This window comes from Streptomyces sp. WM6372 (assembly GCF_001279655.1).
Classification (GTDB): Bacteria; Actinomycetota; Actinomycetes; order Streptomycetales; family Streptomycetaceae; genus Streptomyces.
The window spans coordinates 85,140-108,853 of sequence record NZ_LGDB01000203.1; the positions used below are offsets into that span (position 1 = coordinate 85,140).

Consider the following 23,714-nt stretch of genomic DNA (forward strand, 5'->3'; position numbering starts at 1 on the left):
TCCTGCGCTCCACGGTGTCCCCTCCTTCGTGTCCTTCGTGCTCGTTGCCTTCGTGGTCTTGCGCGGCCTGGCGGAAAGCGCGGAGGAAAGTCTGATAGAAAGCGCTTTCATTCCCCTCAGGCTAGGGCCGGGAACATCCACCGCGCAACACTCGTTCGAGTGATGGAAAGCGCTTTCTCAATCGGGGAGTATGGAGATCCACACCCGGATGAGACGATGGCCCGGGACGAGCAGGAGGGGTGCAAGATGGCGGTGACTCTCGCCGAAGTCGCGGCGCACGCGGGCGTGTCGCCCGCGACGGTCTCGCGCGTGCTCAACGGCGGATACCCGGTGGCCGGCGGCACCCGGACCCGCGTGGAACAGGCCGTCGAAGAGCTCGGCTACGTGGCCAACGGCCCCGCCCGCGCCCTCGCGGCCGCCACCTCCGACCTGGTCGGCGTCCTCGTCCACGACGTGGCGGACAGCTTCTTCGGCATCCTCGCCGGATCCCTCCAGAGCGCGCTCGCCCCGACAGGCCAGGGCGACCCCCGCCGCCTCGCCGTCGTCTGCAACACCGAGGGCGCCCCCGCGGCCGAACTCGCCTACCTCACCCTGCTGGAGGGCCAGCGGGCCGGCGGGGTCGTCCTGACCGGCGGCGCCGTCGAGGAGCCCGGGCACACCGCCGCCCTCACCGCCCGCATCACCCGAATGGCGGATGCCGGCGCCCCCGTCGTCCTGTGCGGGCGGCCCCCGCTGCCCGTACCCCCCGCACTGCCCGTCGCCACCGTCACGTTCGACGACCGCGGCGGCGCCTTCCGCCTCGCCGAACACCTGCTGTCGCTCGGCCACCGGCGCATCGCGTACGTCGCCGGCCCGCCGGGGCTGAGCACCACCCGGGAGCGGCTCGGCGGCCACCGCGAGGCGCTGCGACGGCACGATCCCGGCCTGCCCGAAGCCTGCGAGCCGCTCACCGTGCACGCCGGATTCGAGCGCTCCGCGGGCTACGACGCCACCCGCGAGCTGCTGCGCCGCGGGGTCCCGTTCACCGCCGTCGCCGCGGCCAACGACACCGTCGCCACCGGAGTGGCCGCGGCCCTGCGCGAGGCGGGCCTGCGCATCCCCGGGGACGTCTCCGTCGCCGGCTTCGACGACCTCCCGGTCTGCGTGGACACCGCCCCGGCGCTCACCACCGTCCGCGTACCGCTGCGCGAGGCCGGCATACTCGCCGCCCAGCTGGTCACGGGCCGTAGGCCCCTGCCGCCGGGCGGCATCACCACCCTGCCCACCGAACTCATGGTCCGCGGCTCGACCGCGCCGCCCCCGCCCGGGGGGAGCCGTCCGTGAGGTACGCCTTCTCCACCCTCGGCCTGCCCGGGGCGCCGCTCGACCGGAGCGCCGCGCTCGCCGCCGCCCACGGCTACGACGCCCTCGAACTGCGCGCCCACCCCGAGGAGCCCCTGCACCCCGACAGCCCGACGTCGGACCGGGCGGCGGGCCTGCGCACCCTCGCCGCCGCCGGGGTCGCGGTCCTGGGGGTCGCGGGCTATGCCCGGGTGGCCGCCCCCGGCCCCGACGAGCAGGTCCTGGCCGAGCTGCACGCCCTGGTCCGGCTCGCCGCCGACCTCGAAGCCCCGTACGTCCGGGTGTTCCCGGGAGGCGCCGACCAGTCCGAGGCCGCCGCCGACGCCCATGCCGTGCGCCGGCTGGCCGCCGCCGCACCGTTCGCCGAGCGGCACGGAGTGCGGATCCTGCTGGAGACGCACGATTCGCACCGGACCGGAGCCGCCGCCGCGCGGGTCCTGGACCGGGTCGGGCACGACGGTGCGGGCGCGCTGTGGGACGTACTGCACACCTGGCTCGGCGGCGAGTCCCCGACGCGGTCGCGGTCGGCGCTGGAGCGGCACCTGGGCTACGTACAGGTGAAGGACGTGGCGTCGGCGCAGGAGCTCACGCCCCTCGGGCTCGGCGCCGGGGTGCTGCCGCTCGCCGAGGCCGTGGCCGCCGCACCGCCGGACGGCTGGCTCTGCTGGGAGTACGAGAAGCGCTGGTACGCCGGCGCCGCCGAGCTGCCCGCTCAGCTCGCGCGGGGCCGGGAGTACCTGGAACAGCTGGTGACGAGAGGGGCGGGAGCGGGACCGGGGGCTCAGGCCGAGTAGGCGAGCCGGCCGCGGTCGACGGCGTAGCGGAAGTCCAGCCCCAGGGCGTACCGCTCCAGTTCCTCGACCGCCGTTGCCGCGAGCCGGTCCAGCTCCCCGCCCAGCGAACCCGCCACGTGCGGGGTGAGCAGCACGTTCGGAAGGTTGTACAGCGGGGAACCGGCGGGCAGCACCTCGGGCTCGGTGTGGTCGAGTACGGCGTGCAGCCGGCCCGCCACCAGCTCCTCGCTCAGCGCCGCGGTGTCGACGAGCGAGCCCCGAGCGGTGTTGACGAGCGTGGCGCCGTCCGGCATCAGCGCCAGCCGGGACGCGTCCAGCAGATGGCGGGTCTGGGGAAGCGCGGGGGCGTGCAAGCTCACCACGTCGCTGCGGCTCAGCAGTTCGTCGAGCGCGCAGGACTCCCCGCCCAGTGCGGCGAGCTCGCCGGGGTCGGCGTACGGATCGTGGACGAGCACCCGCAGGTCGAAGGGGCGCAGCAGCTCCATCACGCGGCGGCCGATGAGCGAGGCGCCGACGATGCCGACGGTGCGGTGGTAGTTGCCGACGGCCGGGTAGCGGCGCAGCAGATCGATCGGGCCGCGCGCGGCCCGGTACGCGTGGGCCGATTCCAGGACCCGCTTGTTGGCGAACAGGATGGCGGCGAGCGTGTACTCGGCGACCGGCACGGCATTGGCGGCGGCCGCGCTGGACACCAGCAGCCCGCGCTCCCAGCAGGCCTCCGTGACATGGTGTTTGACGCTGCCCGCGGCATGGACCACGGCGCGCAGCCGCGGCATCCGCTCCATCGCCTCGGTGTCGAGCGGCGGGCAGCCCCACCCGGTGAACAGCACCTCGGCGTCGGCCAGGCGGCGCCGCAGCTCGGGTTCCTCGTGCTCGAAGCCGGTCAGCAGCAGGTCGGTGTCCACATCGGCGACCCGGACCAGCTCGGGCAGCACGCGGCCGCTGAGGAGGGCGGCCCGGGTGCCGGCGCTCATGGCGAGCACGGTGGCGGGGCGGCGCCGGGGGCCGGGGCCGGCGGGGAGGAGGCGGTGGGTCACTTGACGGCTCCTGCGGTGAGACCCGAGCGCCAGAACCGCTGCAGACCGAGGAAGGCCAGCACGAGCGGGACGACGGCGACGAGTGAACCGGTGATCACCAGGGGATAGAGCTCGGGCTGCTGGTAGACGCTGCGGTTCCACATGAACAGGCCCAGACTGACGGGGTAGAGCCGCTCGTCGTTCAGCATGGTCAGCGCGCCGTAGAAGTTGTTCCAGATGGCCGTGAAGGTGAACAGGAAGATGGTCACAAACCCCGGCCACAGCATCGGGAACGACACGTGCGCGAAGAGCCGCAGTTCACCCGCGCCGTCGACGCGGGCGGCGGCCAGCACCTCGTCGGGGACGTAGCCCTCGGCGAACACCCGGGCCAGGTAGACGCCGAAGGGGTTGACCAGGGCGGGCACCAGGTAGGCCCCGTACGTGTTCACGGCGCCGGCGGCCGAGGCCATCAGGTACAGCGGCAGCTGGAGCACGGTGGCGGGGACCAGGATCCCGGCGAGGACGACGCCGAACAGCTTCTCCTTGTGCCGGAACTCGTACGCGTGGAAGGCGTAGCCGCAGGCCACGCTGATGAGGGCGGAGAGGGTGGAGCCCACGACGGTGTAGAGGAGGCTGTTGGCGAGCCAGCGGCCGAAGATGCCGTCGTCGTACGTGAAGACCTCGCCGAGGTTGCCGAGGAGGCTGAAGTCGCCCAGCGCGTAGGGGTCGGTGGCGAAGAGGTCCCGGCGGTTCTTGGTGGCGGCCAGGACCAGCCAGGCGAGGGGCATCAGGGTGTAGGCGGCGACGAGGAGGAGGGCGGCGTTGACGGCGGTACGGGAGAGCAGGGCGCTGCCGCGCGTACGGAGGGCGGGGGCGGGGGCCGGGCCCGCGGGCGGAGCCGCGGGCGGGGTCGCGGGCGGGGTCGCGGCTCCGGGGGCCGGGGCGGGACCCGGGCCCGCGGCCGCGCCCGCTGCCCCGGCAGCGGCGAGTGAGGCGGTCATGCGGACCTCCAGCGGTTGCCGAGCTTGGTGACGACGTACGAGGCGGCTCCGGCGACCAGGGCGAGGAGCAGCGCGCTCGCGGCCGCCAGCCCGTAGTCGTGGCCTTTGAACGCGGCGCTGAAGACGTACATGGTCGGGGACCAGGACTCGCCCATCTCGGTGGCCCGCAGCTGGAGCAACTGCGGGGCGTCGAAGAGCTGGACGGCGCCGACGCAGGTGAACAGGACGGTCAGGACGAGGGTGGGCCGGATGCTCGGCACCTTGACCTGGAACGCGGTGCGGACGGCTCCGGCACCGTCCATGGTGGCGGCCTCCAGGGTCTCGCGGGGGACGGCCTGGAGCCCGGCGAAGAAGATGATCATGTTGTAGCCCATCCACTGCCAGGCCGAGATGTTGACCACGGACAGCAGGGTCTCGTCGCGGCCGAAGAAGTTCCACGAGATCCCGGCCGAGTCGAGGACGTCGAGGACGGGGCTGAGACCGGGGGTGTACAGGTAGAGCCAGATCATCGCGGCGATCAGGCCGGGGACGGCGTGCGGCAGGTAGAAGGCGATCTGGAAGAACCGCCGGGCGCGGGCGAGGGCGGAGTCCAGGAGCAGGGCGAGGACCAGGGCGCCGCCGACCATGACGGGGATGTAGAGGAGGCAGTAGACGGCGACGTGGCGGAACGAGGCGAGGAAGAGGGGATCGGCCAGGGCCTTGGTGTAGTTCCCGATTCCGCTGAAGACCTGCTGGGCTCCACCGAATCCGAGGCCGGACCGCTCCTCGCGGAAGAGGCTGAGCCAGGCGGCGTACCCGATGGGGGCGACGGTCACGAGCGCGAAGAGGAGGAAGAACGGCGCCATGAACCCGGCTGCCGCGCCACCGCCTCCGGCGGACCGGCCGGGGGAGTCGGTGCGGGGCATCAGCCGGCCAGACCCAGGCCGCGGTCCTTGATGGCCTTCTCGGCGGCCGACTGTCCCTCGCTCAGGGCCTTGACCAGGTCCGGGCCGGTCGCGTTCTGCACCGAGCTGACCTGGAGGTGGACCGGGCCCCAGGTCCAGCCGGGCACGATGGTCGCGGCGGCCGCGCCGGCCAGGCCGTACGGGTCCTGCCCCTCGAAGTACGTCGTGTCGAACAGCTTCGCGGCCTCGGCCCGCATCTCGGCATTGGCCGGCAGGGCGCTGCTCGGCGACTTGAGCGAGCTGAGCCTCGCCTTGATCGCCTCCGGGTCGGTGGTGACCCAGGCGATGAACTCCGCCGCGGCCTTGGTCTGCTTGCTGCCCTTCGGCACGATGTACGAGGTCCCGCCGTACATGCCGGTGGCGGGCTTGCCGTCCCAGGTCGGCAGCGGGGCGATGCCCCATTTCCCCTTGAGGTCGGGGTAGTTCGCGAGGAACGTGCCGGCCGTCCAGGCGGCGCCGATGACGGTCGCCACCTGCCCGGATGAACGTTCCTTCGCCTCGCCCTCACCCCACAGCGGGGTCTTCGACGCCACCCCGGAGGCCATCAGGCCGTTCCAGTACTCCGCCACCTTCTTCGAGGCGGGATCGTTGATCGCGACCTTCCACTTCTCGCCCTCGGTCCCGTACCACCGTGCGCCCGCCTGCCAGGAGAGGCCGGCCAGCACCGCCGGGTCGCCGCCGCCGAAGTTCGTGATCCTCACCGAGGGATCGGCCTGGTGGATCTTCTCCGCAGCCGCCTTGTACTCCTCCCACGTCTTCGGCACGGCCACCCCGTGCTTCTCGAAGATGTCCTTCCGGTAGAAGAGTTCGAGCGGGGTGACGTCGAACGGCACGGCCCACGTCCTGCCGCCCAGCTTCACCAGCGTCTGGACCGCCTCCGGGAACTTCTCCGAGACGAGCTTCCCGGAAGCCCCGCTCAGGTCCTCCAGGTTCCCGCCGCTCGCGAACTCCGGGAGCGCCGAGTAGTCCATCGTCGCGATGTCCGGTGCGTTGCCGCCCTTGACCGCGTTGGCCAGCTTCGCCGCCCCGTCCGGCCCGCCCGGCACCGCCGAGAACTGCACCCGGACGTTCGGGTGCGTCTTGTTGAACGCGTCGGCCGTCTGCTGCGCACCCGCGGACGAGGACCAGTAGGTGACGGTGACCGGCTGCTCCGGCGAACCGCCGGCCGCCCCCGCCCCGCCCGGCTTCGCCTCCCCGCCACACGCGGTGGCGAGCAGGGCCAGGGAGGCGAGCGAGGCGGTCAGGGCGAGTCGGGGCATGCGGGAGGAACGGAGGCTGCGCGACATGGAGTGGCTCCTACGGACGACCGCGGACAGCGGCGGATGGGAGAACGCGGCCCATCTTTTGTGCGAACACGCACACCGTCAAGAGCGAATGCGCAACTCGATCGAAATGATCGCCAGTGGAGTCCCTTCCTGTTCCTTATGAGCGGATCGTCAGTCGGGGGAGCAGCTCCACGTGCTGCCGCGGGCCGCCGCCGGCGCAGGCGCCGTCGCGGTCGCCGTCACCCTCGCCGTCACCTTCGCCCGGCGCCGTCAGCCGGTCCAGCAGCAGCCCCGCCGCCCGCGCCCCCACCTCGCGCTTGGCCGGTGCGACCGCCGAGAGCGGTACGTCGGCCAGTCCCGCCACCTCGTCGTCGTACGTGATCACCGCGAGGTCCTCCGGCACCCGCACGCCGCGCGCCTGGAGCCGCGGGATCAGCATGATCGCGTCGGTGTCGCTGTGGATCAGTGCGGCGCTCACCCCGCCCGCCGTCACCGCCTCGCACAAGTAGTCCAGCGTCCGTGCGAACAGGTCCGCGTCCGAGAGCGGGCCCGGCCCGGCCGGCGGCCACGGCGGCGCCGGCTCCAGGCCGAGCGCGGCCACCGCCGCCTCGTACCCGGCCCGCAGCCGCGGCGTCGTCGGCGTCGCACGGCTGGCCAGTGCGATCCGCCGGTGCCCCCGCTCCACCAGGTGCTGCACCGCCGTCGCCGCGCCGTGCGCATGGTCGGAGGCCACCCGGTCCAGCGCCGCCGCCGGATGCCCGGGCGGGGCCCACCGCTCCACCAGTACCGTCGGAACCGGCAGCTCCGCGGTCCACGCCCCTTCCCCGGGGCCCGGCGAGCCGGCATCCCAGTTCGGGGTGAGCAGCAGCCCGTCCGCCCCGGTCGACAGCAGCCGGTCCGCCTGCGTGCGGTCCTCGCCGGGCAGGTACCGGGTCAGGCCCACGGTCAGCCGCGCGCCGCGCGCCTCGACCACCTCGCGGGCCCCGCGTACGACATCGGCGTAGTAGTACTCCGTGGTCGGCACGACCATCCCGACCACCAGTCCCTCGGCGCCGGCCGGGGCCGCCGCCCTGTCCCCGGCCGCAGCCGCCGCCGACACCGATGCCCGGGCCGCCGGCCCGCGCTCCGGCCGCCCGGTCTCCACGCGGCTGATCACCCCGTGCATCCGGTGGATCTCGCCCCGGGCCGCCATCGCCTCGATGTCGCGCCGCAGGGTGACCGGCGAGACGCCCAGCTCCTGCGCCAGGTCCGCCACGCGCACACTGCCCCGCGCCCGGACGAGCGCGAGCACCTGCGCCTGGCGCTGGTCCACATGTGGTCTCAAGGTTTCCCTACCCCCTGCGGTCTTCCGACGGCATCCGTGTCTGTGTCCGTGCCCGTGTCCGTGTCCGTGTCCGTGTCTGCACCGCCATCATAGAGAACTGAACCGATCGATTCGATCGTTTCCGATCAACCGGTCATTGACGGCGTGGACGCCACGTTCATATATTCGGCGGCGTCTCGCACCTCACGGCATCACGACCTCTCCCGGGAGTCAGCGCATGCTCACGTACGACCAGGACGGATTCCGGCGCGCAGGACGGCCCCACCGCATCGTCTCGGGGGCCCTGCACTACTTCCGGGTCCATCCGGACCTGTGGGAGGACCGGCTGCGGCGGCTGCGCGCCCTCGGTGCCAACACGGTCGACACGTACGTCCCCTGGAACTTCCACGAGAGCGCCCCGGGCACAGCCGACTTCACCGGCCCGCGCGACCTCGGCCGCTTCCTGCGCACCGCCCAGGACCTCGGCCTCGACGCCATCGTCCGCCCCGGCCCGTACATCTGCGCCGAATGGGACTTCGGCGGCCTGCCCGCCCGGCTCCTCGCCGTCGACGGCCTCCACCTGCGCTGCTCGGACCCGCGCTTCGAGGCCGAGGTCGACGGCTGGTTCGACCTCGTCGCCCCCGAGCTGCTGCCCCTGCTCGCGAGCCGCGGCGGTCCGGTCGTCGCCGTCCAGATCGAGAACGAGTACGGCTCGTACGGCAACGACACCCGCTACCGCGCCCATGTGGAACGGGCCCTGGTCGAACGCGGCGTGGACTGCCTCCTGTTCACCGCCGACGGGCCCGAGGACGCCATGCTCCAGGGCGGCACGCTCCCCGGCCGCCTCGCCACCGCCACCTTCGGCGCGCGCCCCGCCGAACGCCTCGCCCACCTGCGCCGCTACCAGCGGACCGGCCCGCTCGCGGCAATGGAGTTCTGGATCGGCTGGTTCGACCACTGGGGCGAGGACCACCACGTCCGCGCCGTCGACGACGCGGCGCGGTCCCTCGACGAACTCCTCGCCACCGGCGCCTCCGTCAACCTCTACATGGCCCACGGCGGTACCAACTTCGGCTTCTGGGCCGGCGCCAACCACACCGGGGCCCGCCCCGGCGACCCCGGCTACCAGCCCACGGTCACCAGCTACGACTACGACGCCCCGATCGGCGAGGCCGGCGAACTCACCCCCAAGTTCCACGCGTTCCGCGAGGTCATCGGCAAGTACGTCCCCCTCCCCGACGGACCGCTGCCCGAACCGCCGCCCCGCATCACCCCGGCCCTCGCCGTCCCCGCCGGCAGCGCCCCGCTCCTGGACCACCTCGACGTGCTCGGCGGGGCGCCCGTGCTGCGCCCCGCGCCCGAACCCATGGAGAAGCTGGGCCAGTCCCACGGGCTGATCCACTACCGCACCACCATCACCGGGCCGCGCCCCGCGATGCCCGTCCGGATCGACGGCCTCGGCGACCGCGCGTACGTCTTCGCCGACGGCGAGCCCCTCGGCATCCTCGACCGCAACCGGCCCGACGAGGGGCTCGACCTGGCCGTCGGCGAGGCCGGGGCGGTCCTCGACGTCCTCGTCCGGGCCCAGGGCCGGGTCAACTACGGCCCGCTCCTCGACGACCGCAAGGGCATCTGGCGCGGCGTCCGGCACGGCCACCAGCAACTGTTCGAGTGGGAGATCCGGCCGCTCCCGCTCACCGGCCTCAGCGGCCTCGGCTGGTCGTCGGAAACCAAGACGAGCCCGCAGGACACGGGCCGCCCGGCCTTCCACCGCTTCACGCACGCCCTCCCGGGCGACGCCGCCGACGGATTCGTCGACGTCTCCGGCTGGGGCACCGGCCTCGTCTGGCTGAACGGCTTCCTCCTCGGCCACTACGACACCCCGTGCGGCCCGCAGCGCACCCTCTACGCCCCCGCGCCCCTCTGGCGGGCCGGCCGGAACGAGATCGTCCTCCTCGAACTGGAGCGCCCGGGCACCGACCTGCCGCTGCGCGACCGCCCCGACCTCGGCCGCCCCACCGTCGTCACCCTCGAATGAATCCCGGCCCATCGCGGCGGACAGCGGCGGACAGCGGCGGACAGCGGCGGACAGCGGCGGACCGCGGCGAAACCGCGACGCGACCGCGACGCGACCCGCGGCGAACCCCCTCGCACCTCCCCGACCTTCCCCTGAGAGAAGCTCTTCCCGTGAAGCGAACGAGCACCCGCCTGGCCGACGGCCGCGAGATCCTGTACTACGACGCCGACGACGGCGCGGCCCGCGCCGTCCCCGACACCCGCCCCCTCGACGCGTCCGCCACCTCCTCCGAGGTGCGCCTGGACCCGCTGCTCGGCGACGCCGTCGTCATCGCCTCCCACCGCCAGGGCCGCACCTACCACCCGCCCGCCGACGCCTGCCCGCTCTGCCCCTCCACTGAGGGGCGCGCGAGCGAGGTCCCGGCCCCCGACTACGACGTGGTCGTCTTCGAGAACCGCTTCCCCTCCCTCGCCGGCGACACCGGCCGCTGCGAGGTCATCTGCTTCACCCCCGACCACCGGACCTCCTTCGCCGAGCTCGACGAGGAACGCGCCGCGCTCGTCCTGGCCGCATGGACCGACCGCACCGCCGAGCTCTCCGCCCGCGCCGGGGTCCGGCAGGTCTACTGCTTCGAGAACCGCGGCACCGAGATCGGCGTGACCCTCGCCCACCCGCACGGCCAGATCTACGCCTTCCCCTTCATCACCCCGCGCACCACCCGCATGCTCGCCACCGTCGCCGCCCACCGCGCCCGCACCGGCGGCAACCTCTTCGAGGAGGTGCTCGCCGCCGAACGCGCCGGGCGCACCAGGGTCGTCCTCGAAGGGGAGCACTGGACCGCGTTCGTGCCGTACGCCGCGCGCTGGCCGTACGAGGTCCACCTCCACCCGCACCGCCGCACCCCCGACCTGACCACCCTGGACGACGCGGCCCGCGCCGAGTTCCCCGGCCTCTACCTGGAGCTGCTGCGCCGCTTCGACCGGCTCTTCGGGACGTCCGCGCCCACCCCGTACATCTCCGCCTGGCACCAGGCGCCGGTCTCCGGCGAGGGCCGGGCCGACTTCGCGCTCCACCTGGAGCTCTTCACGGTCCGCCGCACCGCTGACAAGCTCAAGTACCTGGCGGGTACCGAATCCGGGATGGAGGCCTACATGAACGACGTCCGGCCCGAGGACGCGGCCGCGCGGCTGCGGGAGGTGGCGAGCCGATGAGCCGGGCCGCGGACGGATTCCACCGGCTGTACGGGTCCCTGCCCGAGGGGGTCTGGGCGGCGCCGGGCCGGGTCAACCTGATCGGCGAACACACCGACTACAACGACGGCTTCGCCCTGCCCTTCGCCCTCCCGCACCGCACGGAGGTGGCGGCGGCCCGCCGCCCCGACCGGACGCTGCGGCTCCACTCCGCCGACGTCCCCTCCGGCGTCGTCACCCTCCACCTGGACCGGCTCGACCCGGCCCGCCCGCCCGAGGGCCCGGAGAGCTGGGCCGCCTACCCCGCCGGAGCCGTGTGGGCGCTGCTGGACGCGGGCCTGCCCGTCGGCGGCGCGGACCTGCACATCCGCTCCGACGTGCCCACCGGAGCCGGACTCTCCTCCTCCGCCGCCCTGGAGGTGGCCGCCGCCCTGGCGCTCACCGACCTGTACGGGATCCCGCTCACCCGGCCCGAACTGGCCGCGCTCGCCCGCCGGGCCGAGAACGCCTACGTCGGCGTGCCCTGCGGGGTGATGGACCAGATGGCCTCGGCCTGCGCCACCGAAGGCCACGCCCTCCACCTCGACACCCGCACCCTCGAACAGCGGCACATCCCCTTCGACTGCGCGGCGGCCGGACTGCGCCTCCTGGTCATCGACACCCGCGTCACACACGCCCTCGGCGACGGGGCGTACGCCCAGCGCCTCGCCTCCTGCCACGGCGCGGCCGCCGCGCTCGGGCTGCCCGCCCTGCGCGACCTCCCGTACGAGGACCTGGACCGGGCCCTGGCCCGCCTCGACGATCCGGTCCGGCGCCGCCGGGTCCGGCACGTCGTCACCGAGAACGAGCGGGTCCTGCGGGTGGAGCAACTGCTGCGCGCCGGACGGCTGCGCGAGACGGGCCCGCTGCTGACCGAGGGCCACGCCTCGCTGCGCGACGACTACGAGGTCTCCTGCCCGGAGCTCGACCTGGCCGTCGCCACGGCCAACGCGGCGGGCGCCCACGGGGCCCGGATGACCGGCGGCGGCTTCGGCGGCTCGGCCCTGGCCCTGATCGACGCGGAGGCCGAGGCGGACGTGACCCGGGCGGTCACGGAGGCTTTCGTCGCGGCCGGATCCAAGCCGCCGCGCGTGACGGCGGCGGCCCCGGCCGCCGGGGCCGGGCGCGTTCTCTGACGGGCCGTCCGAGCCCTTCGACGGCCTGGTGGACGGGACCTGGGCCATCGGCAAGACTCTCGTCGATCTCTACTGACGTTCGGAGGAACGAAACGCATGCGCTACATCCCGCTGGGCAGTTCAGGTCTCCAGGTCTCCGCCGTCGGCCTCGGCTGCAACAACTTCGGCGGCCGCCTCGACGCCCGGGCCACGCGCGCCGTCGTCGACGCCGCCCTCGACGCGGGGATCACCCTCCTCGACACCGCCGACATCTACGGCGGGCTCGGCGGCTCCGAGCGGCACCTCGGACAGGCCCTCAAGGGCCGCCGCGATCAGGTCGTCCTCGCCACCAAGTTCGGCTACGCGGGCATGTCCATGGAGTACGGGCCCGCCGCCGGATCCCGCGGCGGCCGCGCGTACGTCCGGCGGGCCGTGGAGGAGTCGCTGCGCCGCCTGGACACCGACCACATCGACCTCTACCAGCTCCACAGCCCCGACCCGGTGACCCCCATCGCCGAGACCCTGGCCGCGCTCACCGAGCTCGTCACCGAGGGCAAGGTCCGCTACATCGGCCACTCCAACTTCAGCGGCTGGCAGCTCGCCGAAGCCGCCCACGTCGCCCGCGAAACCGGCGCGGTGCCCTTCGTGTCGGCGCAGAACGAATGGTCGCTGCTCCAGCGGTCCGCGGAGCGGGAGCTCGTTCCGGCGGCCGTGCACTACGGCCTCGGAGTGCTCCCCTACTTCCCCCTCGCCAACGGCCTGCTGACCGGCAAGATCCGCCGGGGCGCCGCCGTTCCGGCCGGCTCCCGGCTGGAGGGCCGCGACGGCTACGTCACCGAGGAGCGGCTCGACACGGTCGAGGCGCTGGCCGCCGTCGCCGACAAGCACGGCCGCAGCATCCTCGAACTCGCCATCGGCTGGCTCTCCGCCCGCCCCGGCTGCTCCTCCGTCATCGCGGGCGCCACCTCCCCCGAACAGGTGCGGGCCAACGCGGCCGTCGCCGACCGTCCCCTGGAGCCCGAACTGCTGGCGGAGATCGACGCGATCGCGGGGGCGTGAGCCACGCCGTGCGCCGAGCCGTGAGCCACGCCGTGAGCCGCACCCCGGGCCGGGCTCAGGCGGGCGCACCCGTCAGGACCTCCACCTTTCCGGTGTCCAGCGAGTAGTAGGCCCCGACGACGCCCAGGGCGCCCTTCTCCACGAGGGGCCCCAGGTCGGAGTTGGCCCGCAGATCGTCCGCGGTCACCTTGATCTGGTGGTGGGTCATGGTGTCGACGGGGTCGGCGCCGGGGTCCTTCGCCGTCAGCTCGTACGCCGGCACCATCGCCTTCGCGAGCGCCTCCAGGTTGCCGGGCAGCGGCTTGCCCGCCTTCAGCGACTTGTACGCGGCCTCGACGGCCCCGCAGCGCTGGTGGCCGAGCACGACGACCAGCGGGGTCCCGCCCGTCAGAGGCCCGTACTCGACCGAGCCGGTCACCACCGGGCCGACCGCCTGCCCGCCCGTGCGCAGCACGTACAGATCGCCGAGCCCGGTGTCGAAGATCAGCTCGGGCGCCACCCGGGAGTCGATGCACGACAGGACCACCCCGAAGGGGTCCTGCGCCTCGGCGACCAGCTCGCGCCGCTCCGGATCACGGTCGGGGTGGTCGAGGTTGCCGTTCACCCAGCGCTTGTTGCCCTCCATCAGGCGGGCGAACGCGGCCTGCGGAGTGGCCGGCCGCGGCTGCGGGGCGGCGGTCGCCACCTTCGGGGGAGGTGCGGGCGAGCATCCCGAGAGTGCGACGGCGGCCGCCACGAGGCCTCCGGCCAGCACGGTCCTGCGAGCCGGAAGTCCTGCTGTGTGCATCGGTCGTACCCCTCGGTGCCGCGCAGACGCGTCCGTACGTCGTGACGACCGCGATTGTTCAGCGCGCCGGGGCGACCGGGCGGCAGGCGCACGCGGCCGCCGTCCCGATGGGCACGGACGGCCCACGCTCAGGACACGATGTCCTTGCGGGAGAACCCGCGGAACGCGAGCGCGAACAGCACCAGCGCGTACGACACCGACACCGCGGCGCCCTTGATCATCCCGCCCCACTCCAGCTGCGGCTGCAGCGCGTCCGCCCACGCGAACTGCCAGTGCGCGGGCAGGAACTCCCGCCACGAGCCGAGCGCCGTCACCGCGTCCAGCACGTTGCCGACGATCGTCAGGCCGACCGCCCCGCCCACCGCGCCCAGCGGCGCGTCCGTCCGCGTGGACAGCCAGAACGCCAGCCCGGCCGTGACCAGCTGCGACACGAAGACGAACGCCACCACCAGCGCGAGGCGCGGCACGCTCTCACCGGCCGCCAGCGAGCCGCCCGTCGGCAGCTTCAGCGGTCCCCAGCCGTACGCGGCCGTGCCCGCCGCCAGCGCCACCACCGGCAGCAGCACCATCGCCGCCAGGCTGAAGCCCAGCGCCACCACCAGCTTGCTCCACAGCAGCCGGGCCCGCGGCACCGGCGAGGCGAGCAGGTAGCGCAGCGAGGACCAGCTCGCCTCCGAGGCCACCGTGTCCCCGCAGAACAGGGCCACCGGCACCACCAGCAGGAAGCCGGCGGACACGAACAGACAGGTGGCCGCGAAGTTCGCGCCCGAGGCCGTGGCCGTGTCGATGAGCGTGATCCGCCCGTCCCCGCCGCCCCGGCCGCCGTCCTGCCCGCCGCCCACGGCGAACGCGATGATCATGACGAACGGCAGCGCGGCCAGCACCCCGCCCATCACCAGCGTCCGGCGCCGGCGCCACTGCCGCAGCGCCTCCACGCGCAGCGGCAGCGTACGGCTCGGCCGGTAGCCGGGGGCCACCTCCGTCGCGGCGCTCATGCCGCACCTCCGATCAGCGTGAGGAACGCGTCCTCCAGCCGGCGGTGCGGACCCACTGCGCTCACCGGCACCTCCAGCCTCACCAGCTCGGCGATCAGCCCGGTGGCCGTCGCGCCCTCCAGCCGTACGAGCAGTCCGTCATCGGCGGCCGTCACCGCACCCACTCCCTCCAGCGCGGCCACCTTCGCCACGGTCCCTTCGTCCACCGGCCCGGCCAGCGCCACCAGCAGCGTGTCCCCGCCCCCCGTGATCTCCGCGACCTCGCCCGCCCGTACCAGCCGCCCGCGGTCCATGACCACCAGGTGCGTGCACGACTGCTCGACCTCCGACAGCAGGTGGCTGGAGACGATGACCGTCCGTCCGCCCGCCGCGTACCGGATCATCACGTCCCGCATCTCCCGGATCTGCGGCGGGTCCAGACCGTTCGTCGGCTCGTCGAGGATCAACAGGTCCGGCATCCCGAGCATGGCCTGCGCGATCGCGAGGCGCTGCCGCATGCCCTGCGAGTACGTGCGCACCGCGCGCTCCAGCGCGTCGCCGAGCCCGGCGATCTCCAGGGCCTCCGCCAGGTGCGCGTCCTCGGCCGGACGCCCGGTGGCCTGCCAGTACAGCTCCAGGTTGGCCCGCCCCGTCAGGTGCGGCAGGAAGCCGGCCCCCTCGACGAACGCGCCGACCCGCGACAGCACCGGCGCCCCCGCCCGTACCGCGTGCCCGAACACCCTGATCTCGCCCTCGTCCGGCGAGATCAGGCCCATCAGCATCCGCAGCGTGGTCGTCTTCCCGGCGCCGTTGGGCCCGAGCAGGCCCAGGACCTGCCCCTTCTCCACCCGGAACGACAGGTCCCGCACCGCGTACCGGTCCTGTGCCCGCGCGTACCGCTTCGTCAGGCCCGTGATTTCCAGTGGTACGCCGGCCAGCGCCGGGTCGGGCTGCGGTACCCCGGCCCGCACCCCCGCACCCTCCCGGCCGGTCCTGCGGATCCCCAGCAGCGCCGCGGCCAGCAGCGCGGCGCCCAGCGGCAGCCCCCAGGTCCACGCGGGCAGCCCCGCCGAGGCCGTCCGCACCCCGTCGGCCACCGGCACGGCCAGGGCGCCCCGCACCGCGACCGTGTACGTGGCCGGCGCGGCCGGAGACGCGTAGCCGAGGTCGGTGGCGGCGACGACGAGCCGCAGCCGGTGCCCGGCCTCCACGGCGTGGTCGACGGCGGGCAGCCGCAGCTCCACCGTGGCGCCCTGCTGCGCGTTCTCCACCCGCACCGGGGCGACCAGCTGACTCGGCAGCACCTGCTGCCGGCCGTCGGGCCCGACGTCGTACACCTTGCCGAACAGGACGGCCGACCCGTCCGCAGCCGTCGACCTCACGTTCAGGGTGACGGTCGGGGTCCCGGTGACCCGTACCTCCCCGGTCAGCGGCTGCGACTCGAACCGGGCGTTCTGCCCGGGGAAGTCCAGCGACAGCCCGGCCCCGACGGCGGCGAGCTGCCCGCCGATCCCCGGCAGGGAGGACAGCGCGGGCGGGGCGCCGCCCGCCGGATTGGCGAAGGTCTGCTCCCGCCCGCTCAGGGCGAACTCCCGGGGAGCGGACGTCAGCCCCGGATAACGCTCGCCGCTCGCGCCGCGCAGCCGGACCTCCCCGTCGGTGGAATCGATGCCTCCGGAGCGCGAGACGCGGAAGGCCGGACCGGTGTCCGCGCCCTGCTCGTCCTTGAGGTAGCGGTCGAACCAGGCGGTCACCCGGTCCTCGACCCGGCCCGCCTCGCGCACGCCCCCGTCGTGCCCGCCGGCCGCCCAGTCCACCGCGACGGGCGCGCCGTTCGCCGCGATCGCCTTCGCCATCGCGTCGGCCTGGTCCAGCGGGAACAGGGAATCGTCCTGGCCCTGCACGATCAGGGTCGGTACCTTGATCCGGTCCCCGACCGCCGACGGACTGCGCCGCTCCAGCAGGGAGCGGGCCTCGGCATCGGGCTTACCGGCCACGGCGACCCGCTCGTACATGGCGCACAGCTCGGGCTGGAACCGCCCGCAGGCGGTGGCGGTGGCGGCATCGGAGGGAGCGGGGGCGGCCGCCGCGCCGTCGCCGCCCGGCGGCAGCGCCCCGGGCTGCATCCCGTCGGCCGAACCGGTGGTGAAGAACAGCCCCGCCCACAGCTTCTTGAACACGCCCTGCGGGAAGAGGGAGTCCGCGAGGTTCCAGTACGTGATCTGCGGGGCGATCGCGTCGACCCGCCGGTCGTATCCGGCGGCGAGCAGCGAGACCGCCCCGCCGTACGAGGCGCCCGCGACGCCGACGCGCGGATCGCCGTCCCCGTCGAGCCGCACCTCGGGCTGGAGCGCGAGCCAGTCGACGAGCCGGGACACGTCCTTGACCTCGTGCTCGGGATCGTTCAGCCCGATCTGCCCGCCGGAGCGGCCGAAGCCGCGCGCCGACCAGGTCAGGACGGCGTACCCGTCCCGGGCCAGCCGCTCGGCCTGCGCGCGGACGTCGTCCTTGCTGCCGCCGAACCCGTGCCCGAGCAGCACGGCGGGCCGCTTCTGCCCGCCGCCGGACGTGAAGTACGAGGTGTCGATGGCCGCGCCGGGCATCTCCACCATGCGGTCCTGGCGGTGCACGGCGGGCGCCTCGCCGGACGCGGCGGCGGTCCACGTGCCGGCCCCCGCGACGACGGCGAGCGCGGCGGCCCCCGCGAGCAGGCGGGTGCGGCGGCGCCGTGGCAGCCGGAGCTTCGGCAGTCGGGGCTTCATACGGGAACCCTAGACGCCGGGCCGCGGCCCCCTGAGCACCCCCAGGCGGAACCGCCCACCTCCTGAAGGAGTACCCGGGCGGCCCGGCATACCGCATCCGCGGTACCCGGAGCCGACCTGCGGCGCACGCCGAGCGGCGGGAGGATGACGGCATGCTGCTCGCCGAGGTCGCGCGCGTGTCCCGGGAGGTCGCCGAGACCTCCGCCCGCTCCCGCAAGAGCGCCCTGCTCGCGGAGCTGTTCGCCGCCGCGCCGCCCGAGGAGGCCGGCCTGGTCATCTCGTACCTCTCCGGGCGCCTCCCGCAGGGCCGGCCGGGCATCGGCTGGCGGGCGCTCGGCCGGGACGTCGAGCCCGCCGGCGGGCCCACCCTGACCGTCACCGCCGTCGACGCGGCCGTGACCGAGCTCGCCGCGGTCGCGGGCACGGGCGCGCAGGCCGAGCGGCGCCGGATCCTCGACGCCCTGCTCGGCGCGGCCACCGGGCCCGAACAGCGGTTCCTGCGCAGCCTGCTCTCCGGCGAGGTCCGCCAGGGCGCCCTCGACGCGGTCGCCCTGGAAGGGGTCGCCGCGGCCGCCGGGGTACCCGCCGCCGAACTGCGCCGCGCCGCGATGCTCGACGGCTCGCTGCCCCGGGTGGCCGCGGCGGTGCTGGCCGGCGGCGCGGAGGCCCTGCGCGGGGTCACCCTGCGCGTCGGGCAGCCCGTACAGCCGATGCTGGCGAACACCGCCAAGTCGGTGGCCGCGGCCCTGGCCGCGCTCGGGCCCTGCGCGGTCGAGGAGAAGCTCGACGGGATCAGGGTGCAGGTGCACCGCGACGGGGACGACGTACGGGTGTACACGCGCTCCCTGGACGACATCACCGGCCGGCTGCCGGAGGTGGCGCAGCTCGCGCGGGCGCTGCCGGGGGAGCGGTTCATCCTCGACGGCGAGGTGATCGGGCAGGCGCCCGACGGCCGCCCGGTGCCCTTCCAGGAGGTCGCGAGCCGGGTCGGATCACGGGTCGACGTCGAGGCCGCCCGGCGGACGCTGCCCGTCGTCCCGTACTTCTTCGACGTCCTGGCGGCGGGGGACGAGGTCCTCCTCGACCTCCCGGTGCGCGAGCGGTACGCGGCGCTCGCCGCCCTGGTGCCGCAGGAGTCCCGGGTCCGCCGGCTCGTCGTCGAGGACGTGCGGGAGCAGGCGGCGGCCGCCGAGGAGTTCTGGACCGAGACCCTGCGCCGCGGTCACGAGGGGGTCATGGTCAAGGGCCTCGACTCCGCCTACGCGGCCGGGCGGCGCGGCAAACACTGGCTCAAGGTGAAACCGGTGCACACCCTCGACCTGGTGGTGCTCGCCGTCGAACGGGGCCACGGCCGGCGCACCGGACTGCTGTCGAACCTGCACCTCGGGGCGCGGGCCGCCGACGGCTCCTTCGCCATGCTGGGCAAGACCTTCAAGGGGCTCACCGACGAGATGCTGCGCTGGCAGACGGAGCGGCTGGGGGAGCTGGCGGTGGAGGACGACGGCTTCACCGTGCGGGTGCGGCCGGAGCTGGTCGTGGAGATCGCCTACGACGGCCTCCAGCGCTCCCCGCGCTACCCGGCCGGGGTCGCGCTGCGCTTCGCCCGGGTGCTGCGGCACCGCCCGGACAAGAGCGCGGACGAGGCGGACACGGTCGAGACGGTGCTCGGCGACGGCTGAGGCGAGGGGCGGCCGACGGGCTTTTTGCCTCAGAGGCAAGGCGCATTGCCAGGGAGGCAGGATTCTGGCTCAATCGGGGCATGACATCCGGTCCTGCCCCCGGCCCCGACGGTCCCGAGCGCCCCGACGAACCGCTCGGCCCCGGCCTCGGCGCCGCTGACGACGAGCTGCCCTCCGTGGCACCGCAGCTGCGTGACCTGCGACGCCGCTCCGGGCTCACCCTGGAGGCCGCCGCCGCGCGGGCCAGGCTCTCGCCCGCGCACCTGTCCCGGCTGGAGACCGGGCGGCGCCAGCCCTCGCTGCCGCTGCTGCTCGGACTCGCCCGCACCTACGGTACGACGGTCTCGGAACTGCTCGGCGAGACCTCCGCCGTCGCCGATCCCATCGTACGGGCGGGCGGTCCGGGCGCCCGCGAGGCCGACGGGTGGACGTACTGGCGGGCCGGCGGCTCCGGCCGCGGGATGCAGGCGCTGCGCGTGCACGTCCCTCCGCCGGACTCCGTCCGGGGGGACCCCCAGGGGCGCGGCCAGGGCGACCTGGTCCGCGTACATCCCGGCGAGGAGTGGCTGTACGTCCTCAAGGGGCGGCTGCGGCTGCACCTGGCCGAGGCCGAGTACCTGCTGGAGCCCGGGGACAGCGCGCACTTCGACTCCCTCACCCCGCACCGGATCGGCGCGGCCACCCGGGGCGGGGCCGACCTGCTGTTCGTCCACACCCTGCTGCAGAGCAGCCTCGCCGGGCTGTGCCTGGGGGGCGGCGGCGCCTCCGGCGGGCCCGCGCATCAGCGGTAGCCCGTCCACCCCGTCCATCCGCGCCATCCGCGCCATCCGCTCCGACCCCTCCAACCCCTCCAACCCCTCCGACCCGTCCCAGCCCAGGAGCCCCACCATGAAGGTCCAGTCCAAGTTTCCGCGCGGTCTGCTGATTCGGCTGGTCGCCTACTTGTTCGTCGGCCACCTCTTCGCCTTCTTCGTCTACCTCCTCTTCGTCCTGGGCGGCCAGAACCAGTAACCGAAGGCCGGGGTCCGCGACTCTGGAAACGTGCAGGTCCTGTCGCTACCCTCCGCGCATGATTTCCACGGTTGTCTGGGGTACCGGCAACGTCGGCCGTTTGGCCATCCGTGCCGTAGAGGCCCATCCGGCGCTGAAACTGGCCGCCGTCATCGTCCACCATCCCGATAAAATCGGCCGCGACGCGGGCCGGCTCGGTGAACTCGACCACGACACCGGGGTCCTGGCCACCGACGACATCGAAGCGGTCCTGGCCGCCCGGCCGCAGGCCGTCGTCTACGCGGCCTCCGGCGACACCCGCCCCGACGACGCGCTGGCCGACATCACCCGGGCCATCCGGTCCGGCGCCGTCGTCGTCAGCCCCGCCCTCTACCCGCTCTACGACCACCGCAACGCCCCGCCCGAGTTCCGCGATCCGGTGGCCGCGGCCGTCGCGGAAGGCGGCGGCTCCCTGTTCGCCTCCGGCGTCGACCCCGGCTGGGGCAACGACGTACTCCCGCTCCTGCTCAGCGGAGTCGGCAGCACCATCGACGCCATCCGCTGCCAGGAGATATTCGACTACTCCACCTACGACCAGCCCGACTCGGTCCGTCACCTCGTCGGCATGGGCCAGCCCATGGACTTCGAGCCGATGATGCTCATGCCGTCCGTCCCCACCATGGTGTGGGGCGGGCAGATCCGCATGATGGCCCGGGCCCTGGGTGTCGAACTCGACGAGATCCGCGAGACCGTGGACCGCCGCGCCCTCGACACCACCGTCACCACCCGCACCATGGGCGAGTTCGCGGCCGGCACCCAGGGCGCCATCCGCTTCGAGGTGCAGGGCATCGTCGAGGGCGAACCCCGCCTCGTCATCGAGCACGTCACCCGCATCCACGCCTCCTGCGCCCCCGACTGGCCGTCGCCGCCCGACGGCGGCGACGGCGCCCACCGCGTGATCATCGAGGGCCGCCCGCACATCGAGGTCACCGTCGAGGCCACCGACGAGGGCGAGAACCGCTCGGCGGGCGGCAACGCCACCGCCGTTGGCCGCCTGGTCGGCGCCATCGACTGGCTGGTGGAGGCCGGACCGGGCCTCTACGACGCCCTCGACGTCCCCCTGCGCCCCGCCATCGGCAAACTCGGAAGGAAACAGCCATGAGGATCGACATACCCGAAGGCCAGCACCCGATCGAGTACGTGTGGGGCGACATGGTCCCCGGGATCGGGATGGCCGCCGCGAACTTCTCCCTGTCGGTGTACGCCCACACCACCCTGGGTCTGCGCGAGTTCGAGGCGGCGCGGCTGCGCGTCGCGCAGATCAACGGATGCGTGTTCTGCCTCGACTGGCGGACCGAGCGGGACGGGGAGAAGGTCGAGGAGGAGTTCTCAGACGCCGTCACCGACTGGCGCACCACGGACCGCTTCGACGAACGGACCCGGCTGGCGGCGGAGTACGCGGAGCGCTACACGCTCGACCACCACAACCTCGACGAGGAGTTCTGGGAGCGGATGACCGCGCACTACAGCCAGCTGGAGATCGTGGAGCTGACGATGAGCATCGGGTCCTGGCTGGCCTTCGGCCGGCTCAACCACGTGCTCGGCCTCGACAGCGTGTGCGTGCTCCCGGGGCACTGAGGCCGGTCGGGGCAACGGGTCCGGGGCCGGTCGGTGTGTCCGACGGCCCCGGTTCTGTTCTGTGCGCGGCGCTGCGCCTCTGCAGCGCTGCGGCTCTGCGGATTCACGGATCCACGGACCGCCTACAGGTCGGTGGCGATGATCTTCTCGATGTTGCGCTCGGCCAGCGCCGTGATGGTGACGAACGGGTTGACGCTGGTGTTGCCGGGGATCAGCGCGCCGTCGATCACGTACAGGCCGGTGTAGCCGTGCAGGCGGCCGTAGTTGTCGGTGGCCTTGTTCAGGACCGCACCGCCGAGCGGGTGGTAGGTGAGGTGGTCGCCCCAGATCTTGTTGGTGCCGAAGAGGTCCGTCCGGTAGATCGTCCCCTCCTTGGAGTTGATCTTGTCGAAGATGCTCTTGGCCATGTCGATGGACGGCTGCTTCCACGCCGTCTGCCAGTTCAGCTCGACGTTGCCCGAGGCCGCGTTGTACGTGAACTCGGCGCGGTTCGGGTTCTTGGTGATCGACAGGTAGAAGGAGGCGTACGTCTCGATCCCCGTCGGCAGCGGTGCCACCTCGGCGAAGGCCCCGCCCGCGTCCCAGTTGTCGATGCCGCCGCAGGGGATGGAGGCCTGGACCTTGCCGGTGGGGTCCCACAGGTGGTTGGCCCGGCCGCACATGACGTTGCCGTTGTCGCCCCAGCCCTTGCCGATCTCGCCGTTCAGGGCGGGCAGCGCTCCGGTGGCCTTGAGCTTCACGAGCAGCTTGCTGGTGCCGACGCTGCCGGCCGCGAAGAACACCTTGTCGGCGACCACGGTCTTGGTGGCGGTGGTGGCTCCGGTGGTGTTGATCTGGTCGATGGCGACGGTGTAGCCGCCGCCCGGCGCGGGGGAGACGGAAGTGACCTTGTGCAGCGGGGAGACGGTGACCTTGCCGGTGGCCCTGGCCTGCGCGAGATAGGTCTTCTGCAGCGACTTCTTGCCGTAGTTGTTGCCGTAGAGGATCTCTCCGGCGACCGCGGACTTGGGGGCGGTCCCGGCCGCCTCCTGCTTCATGTAGTCCCAGTCGTACACGTCCGGTACGAAGACGAACGGGAAGCCGGAGCGCTGGGCGTGCTTGCGGCCGACGCGGGCGAACTGGTAGCAGTCGACGGTGTCGAACCAGGCCGGGTCGACCAGGCCGACCCCGAGTCCGGCGTTGGCCCGCGGGTAGTAGGTGACGTACATCTCCTCCGCGTCCACCGACGGGAGGATGGCGCCGAAGTTCGCGCGCTTCGGGGTGACCGCCATACCGCCGTTGACCAGCGAGCCGCCGCCGACGCCGCGGCCCTGGTAGACGATGATGCCGCCCATCTCCTCGGCGTCCAGGATCCCGGTGTAGCGGGGGATGTCCTTGTCGATCGGGAAGCCGAGGAAGTTGCTCAGGGGCTGCTTGGTCCTGGTCCGCAGCCAGTAGGAGCGCTGGTCGGGCGTGGTCGTGTTGCAGAAGATCTTGCCGTCCGGGCCCGGGGTGTCCCAGGCCATGCCCATCTCGATCATGTGGACGTCGACGCCGGCCTGGGCGAGCCGCAGGGCGGCGACGGAGCCCCCGTAACCGGTGCCGATCACCAGGGCCGGGACGTGCGCGCCGTTGTCGATGGGGCCGGCGGCCGCCGCCGCTGCCTCTGAGGCGACGGTCCGGGCGTGCGCCGGGGTGATCTGACCGGCGACGGCGGCGGCCCCCAGAATAGAACTTGTTCTCGCTATGAATCCACGACGTGAGATTCCATTGGAGCCGGATTTGTGCAGGCCTTTGTCACCCATGTGACGTTCCTCACTC

Annotated in this window: 20 protein-coding genes; 11 read left to right on the plus strand and 9 right to left on the minus strand. The window is 73.6% G+C overall.

Translation table 11 applies throughout. The annotated features are described in order from the left end of the window. The first annotated feature begins 246 nt into the window (after window positions 1–246). Together ADK52_RS26390 and ADK52_RS26395 are read left to right on the plus strand one after the other, a co-directional pair. Complete coding sequence (locus ADK52_RS26390) at window positions 247–1,323, plus strand: LacI family DNA-binding transcriptional regulator (RefSeq protein WP_053692386.1); 1,077 nt, start codon at window positions 247–249, stop codon at window positions 1,321–1,323. Further along, entirely contained in the window at window positions 1,320–2,135 is an 816-nt protein-coding gene (locus tag ADK52_RS26395) for a sugar phosphate isomerase/epimerase family protein (RefSeq protein ID WP_053692321.1), read from the plus strand. Before ADK52_RS26390 ends, ADK52_RS26395 begins: the two co-directional genes overlap by 4 nt. Here the strand turns inward: ADK52_RS26395 and ADK52_RS26400 are convergent. From ADK52_RS26400 to ADK52_RS26420, 5 genes are all read right to left on the minus strand, one after another. After that, window positions 2,123–3,109 (minus strand): hydroxyacid dehydrogenase, encoded by a 987-nt coding sequence (locus ADK52_RS26400; protein ID WP_053692387.1) that lies wholly within the window; start codon window positions 3,107–3,109, stop codon window positions 2,123–2,125. The genes ADK52_RS26395 and ADK52_RS26400 overlap by 13 nt on opposite strands. Before the next feature lie 59 nt (window positions 3,110–3,168). Then, entirely contained in the window at window positions 3,169–4,152 is a 984-nt protein-coding gene (locus ADK52_RS26405; protein ID WP_078988610.1) for a carbohydrate ABC transporter permease, read from the minus strand. After that, window positions 4,149–4,997, minus strand: coding sequence for a carbohydrate ABC transporter permease (locus ADK52_RS26410; RefSeq protein WP_053692389.1), 849 nt, complete (start codon window positions 4,995–4,997; stop codon window positions 4,149–4,151). Before ADK52_RS26410 ends, ADK52_RS26405 begins: the two co-directional genes overlap by 4 nt. A 59-nt stretch (window positions 4,998–5,056) precedes the next feature. Continuing rightward, a complete protein-coding gene (locus ADK52_RS26415) occupies window positions 5,057–6,382 on the minus strand; it encodes an ABC transporter substrate-binding protein (RefSeq protein ID WP_107090173.1) in 1,326 nt (441 codons plus the stop codon). Between the two features lie 136 nt (window positions 6,383–6,518). Further along, window positions 6,519–7,685 carry a substrate-binding domain-containing protein gene (locus ADK52_RS26420; RefSeq protein WP_053692322.1) on the minus strand — a complete coding sequence of 389 codons (1,167 nt, stop codon included), beginning with the start codon at window positions 7,683–7,685 and terminating at the stop codon, window positions 6,519–6,521. A gap of 217 nt (window positions 7,686–7,902) precedes the next feature. On the opposite strand from ADK52_RS26420, the gene ADK52_RS26425 reads away from it, so the two are divergent. The 4 genes from ADK52_RS26425 (at window position 7,903) to ADK52_RS26440 (ending at window position 13,084) form a co-directional block, all read left to right on the plus strand. Next, window positions 7,903–9,702 carry a glycoside hydrolase family 35 protein gene (locus ADK52_RS26425; protein WP_053692323.1) on the plus strand — a complete coding sequence of 600 codons (1,800 nt, stop codon included), beginning with the start codon at window positions 7,903–7,905 and terminating at the stop codon, window positions 9,700–9,702. A gap of 149 nt (window positions 9,703–9,851) precedes the next feature. Beyond that, on the plus strand, window positions 9,852–10,892 hold the full coding sequence (gene galT / locus ADK52_RS26430) for a galactose-1-phosphate uridylyltransferase (RefSeq protein WP_053692324.1): 1,041 nt from the start codon (window positions 9,852–9,854) through the stop codon (window positions 10,890–10,892). Continuing rightward, window positions 10,889–12,046 (plus strand): galactokinase, encoded by a 1,158-nt coding sequence (gene galK / locus ADK52_RS26435; protein ID WP_053692325.1) that lies wholly within the window; start codon window positions 10,889–10,891, stop codon window positions 12,044–12,046. The genes galT and galK overlap by 4 nt, the downstream gene beginning before the upstream one ends. Before the next feature lie 96 nt (window positions 12,047–12,142). Next, window positions 12,143–13,084 (plus strand): aldo/keto reductase, encoded by a 942-nt coding sequence (locus tag ADK52_RS26440; RefSeq protein ID WP_053692326.1) that lies wholly within the window; start codon window positions 12,143–12,145, stop codon window positions 13,082–13,084. Window positions 13,085–13,139: 55 nt separating this feature from the next. Here ADK52_RS26440 and ADK52_RS26445 read toward each other — a convergent pair whose 3' ends face one another. The 3 genes from ADK52_RS26445 to ADK52_RS26455 all read right to left on the minus strand — a co-directional run bounded on the left by ADK52_RS26445 (window position 13,140) and on the right by ADK52_RS26455 (window position 17,607). Continuing rightward, window positions 13,140–13,871 carry a carbonic anhydrase gene (locus ADK52_RS26445; protein WP_182508485.1) on the minus strand — a complete coding sequence of 244 codons (732 nt, stop codon included), beginning with the start codon at window positions 13,869–13,871 and terminating at the stop codon, window positions 13,140–13,142. Between the two features lie 128 nt (window positions 13,872–13,999). Continuing rightward, window positions 14,000–14,866 (minus strand): ABC transporter permease, encoded by an 867-nt coding sequence (locus ADK52_RS26450; protein ID WP_053692327.1) that lies wholly within the window; start codon window positions 14,864–14,866, stop codon window positions 14,000–14,002. Beyond that, complete coding sequence (locus ADK52_RS26455; protein WP_053692328.1) at window positions 14,863–17,607, minus strand: alpha/beta fold hydrolase; 2,745 nt, start codon at window positions 17,605–17,607, stop codon at window positions 14,863–14,865. The genes ADK52_RS26450 and ADK52_RS26455 overlap by 4 nt, the downstream gene beginning before the upstream one ends. Before the next feature lie 152 nt (window positions 17,608–17,759). On the opposite strand from ADK52_RS26455, the gene ADK52_RS26460 reads away from it, so the two are divergent. The 5 genes from ADK52_RS26460 to ADK52_RS26480 all read left to right on the plus strand — a co-directional run bounded on the left by ADK52_RS26460 (window position 17,760) and on the right by ADK52_RS26480 (window position 21,914). After that, window positions 17,760–19,286: an ATP-dependent DNA ligase gene (locus tag ADK52_RS26460; RefSeq protein ID WP_053692329.1), complete on the plus strand. Its 1,527-nt coding sequence runs from the start codon at window positions 17,760–17,762 to the stop codon at window positions 19,284–19,286. An 80-nt stretch (window positions 19,287–19,366) separates the two neighbouring features. Continuing rightward, a complete protein-coding gene (locus ADK52_RS26465; protein ID WP_234344241.1) occupies window positions 19,367–20,077 on the plus strand; it encodes a helix-turn-helix domain-containing protein in 711 nt (236 codons plus the stop codon). A 97-nt stretch (window positions 20,078–20,174) separates the two neighbouring features. After that, window positions 20,175–20,297: a DUF6126 family protein gene (locus ADK52_RS26470; protein WP_053692330.1), complete on the plus strand. Its 123-nt coding sequence runs from the start codon at window positions 20,175–20,177 to the stop codon at window positions 20,295–20,297. A 58-nt stretch (window positions 20,298–20,355) separates the two neighbouring features. Then, a complete protein-coding gene (locus ADK52_RS26475) occupies window positions 20,356–21,438 on the plus strand; it encodes a dihydrodipicolinate reductase (protein ID WP_053692331.1) in 1,083 nt (360 codons plus the stop codon). Then, on the plus strand, window positions 21,435–21,914 hold the full coding sequence (locus ADK52_RS26480) for a carboxymuconolactone decarboxylase family protein (RefSeq protein ID WP_053692332.1): 480 nt from the start codon (window positions 21,435–21,437) through the stop codon (window positions 21,912–21,914). Before ADK52_RS26475 ends, ADK52_RS26480 begins: the two co-directional genes overlap by 4 nt. Before the next feature lie 122 nt (window positions 21,915–22,036). Here ADK52_RS26480 and ADK52_RS26485 read toward each other — a convergent pair whose 3' ends face one another. Next, on the minus strand, window positions 22,037–23,698 hold the full coding sequence (locus ADK52_RS26485; protein WP_053692333.1) for a GMC oxidoreductase: 1,662 nt from the start codon (window positions 23,696–23,698) through the stop codon (window positions 22,037–22,039). Between the last annotated feature and the right edge of the window lie 16 nt (window positions 23,699–23,714).

What these genes read in the sequence shown, in the direction of transcription:
- ADK52_RS26465 (WP_234344241.1), top strand. Translation starts at nt 19,367, where the DNA reads ATGACATCCGGTCCTGCCCCCGGCCCCGACGGTCCCGAGCGCCCCGAC.
- ADK52_RS26460 (WP_053692329.1), top strand. Translation starts at nt 17,760, where the DNA reads ATGCTGCTCGCCGAGGTCGCGCGCGTGTCCCGGGAGGTCGCCGAGACC.
- ADK52_RS26410 (WP_053692389.1), bottom strand. Translation starts at nt 4,997, where the DNA reads ATGGCGCCGTTCTTCCTCCTCTTCGCGCTCGTGACCGTCGCCCCCATC.
- ADK52_RS26440 (WP_053692326.1), top strand. Translation starts at nt 12,143, where the DNA reads ATGCGCTACATCCCGCTGGGCAGTTCAGGTCTCCAGGTCTCCGCCGTC.
- ADK52_RS26485 (WP_053692333.1), bottom strand. Translation starts at nt 23,698, where the DNA reads ATGGGTGACAAAGGCCTGCACAAATCCGGCTCCAATGGAATCTCACGT.
- ADK52_RS26400 (WP_053692387.1), bottom strand. Translation starts at nt 3,109, where the DNA reads ATGAGCGCCGGCACCCGGGCCGCCCTCCTCAGCGGCCGCGTGCTGCCC.
- ADK52_RS26450 (WP_053692327.1), bottom strand. Translation starts at nt 14,866, where the DNA reads ATGAGCGCCGCGACGGAGGTGGCCCCCGGCTACCGGCCGAGCCGTACG.
- galK (WP_053692325.1), top strand. Translation starts at nt 10,889, where the DNA reads ATGAGCCGGGCCGCGGACGGATTCCACCGGCTGTACGGGTCCCTGCCC.
- ADK52_RS26405 (WP_078988610.1), bottom strand. Translation starts at nt 4,152, where the DNA reads ATGACCGCCTCACTCGCCGCTGCCGGGGCAGCGGGCGCGGCCGCGGGC.
- ADK52_RS26475 (WP_053692331.1), top strand. Translation starts at nt 20,356, where the DNA reads ATGATTTCCACGGTTGTCTGGGGTACCGGCAACGTCGGCCGTTTGGCC.
- ADK52_RS26480 (WP_053692332.1), top strand. Translation starts at nt 21,435, where the DNA reads ATGAGGATCGACATACCCGAAGGCCAGCACCCGATCGAGTACGTGTGG.
- ADK52_RS26470 (WP_053692330.1), top strand. Translation starts at nt 20,175, where the DNA reads ATGAAGGTCCAGTCCAAGTTTCCGCGCGGTCTGCTGATTCGGCTGGTC.
- ADK52_RS26415 (WP_107090173.1), bottom strand. Translation starts at nt 6,382, where the DNA reads ATGTCGCGCAGCCTCCGTTCCTCCCGCATGCCCCGACTCGCCCTGACC.
- ADK52_RS26445 (WP_182508485.1), bottom strand. Translation starts at nt 13,871, where the DNA reads ATGCACACAGCAGGACTTCCGGCTCGCAGGACCGTGCTGGCCGGAGGC.
- ADK52_RS26425 (WP_053692323.1), top strand. Translation starts at nt 7,903, where the DNA reads ATGCTCACGTACGACCAGGACGGATTCCGGCGCGCAGGACGGCCCCAC.
- ADK52_RS26390 (WP_053692386.1), top strand. Translation starts at nt 247, where the DNA reads ATGGCGGTGACTCTCGCCGAAGTCGCGGCGCACGCGGGCGTGTCGCCC.
- ADK52_RS26455 (WP_053692328.1), bottom strand. Translation starts at nt 17,607, where the DNA reads ATGAAGCCCCGACTGCCGAAGCTCCGGCTGCCACGGCGCCGCCGCACC.